The organism is Clostridium liquoris (assembly GCF_002995785.1).
Lineage (GTDB): Bacteria > Bacillota > Clostridia > Clostridiales > Clostridiaceae > Clostridium_AO > Clostridium_AO liquoris.
In genome coordinates, this window is record NZ_PVXO01000011.1 from 1 (window position 1) to 1209 (window position 1209).

The window sequence follows — 1209 nt, forward strand, 5'->3', positions numbered from 1 at the left end:
TGACTTAGAGTATAATTTTAGTAGGCAAAAGTAGTAATAATTACTGCTTAAAAAATTAAAAGGAGATACAAAAAGTATCTCCCACATACATAAAAAATCCATTATAATGTAAGTTGATATTACTATACAAGAAATGGGTGATATTATGTATGACTTAAGTTTAAATGATAAAAAGATAACTTTCAAGGATTTGGAGAAAAAAATATATAAATATGTATGTGATGAGGCATGCAGGCTTTTAAAAGAGGTGCTAATGCGCCTAGACCGAAGGTTGATGGATGAAAGGGATACTAAAATTTATAGAAATAAAGGGTTAAGATCTACTTGCGTAAAGACTATTATGGGAGACGTAGAGTTTGAAAGACGTATATATGAATTTAAAACAGATGATGGGAAAAAAGCTTATAAGTTTTTGTTAGATGAATATTTACATATGGACACAATAGGTCATATATCAAGTAATTTGGTAGAAAAGATAGTTGATAATGTAACTAATGTATCTTATAGAAATACTTCTAGTAATATCGAAGAGTTAACAAACCAGAAAATCAGCCATACGGCAGTATGGAACGTAGTACAAAAATTAGGTTCTAAAATAGAGGAAAAAGAAGAAAGAAAAATATTATTAAATAAAAAAGGAAAGTTAAAAGGGTCGAAAGAAGTTAATGTTTTGTTTCAAGAACAGGATGGAATATGGCTAAATATGCAAGGAAAAGATAGACCTAAGAGAGGTAAATCAAAAAAGAAAGAACTTAAGCTTGGAATAACCTATGAAGGATGGAAAAAAAGAAATGGCAGTAAAGACGCTTATGTGGTTGAAAACAAAATAGCATGTGCCAGTTTTGGTACCGGCAAAGAATTCAAAGAACTTAGTGATGCTACTATTGCAGAAGTATATAATACAGATGAAATAAAAGTAAGAATTTTAAATGGAGATGGAGCATCATGGATAAAACAAAGTATAGAAGATGAGGGAGTATATTTTCAATTAGATCCATTTCATAAGAGCCAGGCTGTATTAAGAAATATCCAAGACAAAAAGGAAGCTCATAAACTAATGAAAATGCTGAATGATGGACAGGTGGAAGAAAGTTTTGAATACCTTACAAAGTTAATGGTTAAATACACCGATGATGAAAATAAGTTTAAGAAGTTGGAAAAGCTATATACATATCTTTTTGATAATAAAATAGGATTAATACCATATAG

General features: G+C 29.6%; 1 protein-coding gene. It reads left to right on the forward strand.

What is annotated here, in order from left to right:
- Positions 1 to 145 precede the first annotated feature (145 nt).
- Positions 146 to 1209 (forward strand): UPF0236 family transposase-like protein (locus tag CLLI_RS02995; protein WP_106062773.1); only part of this gene is annotated, 1064 nt, incomplete at its 3' end.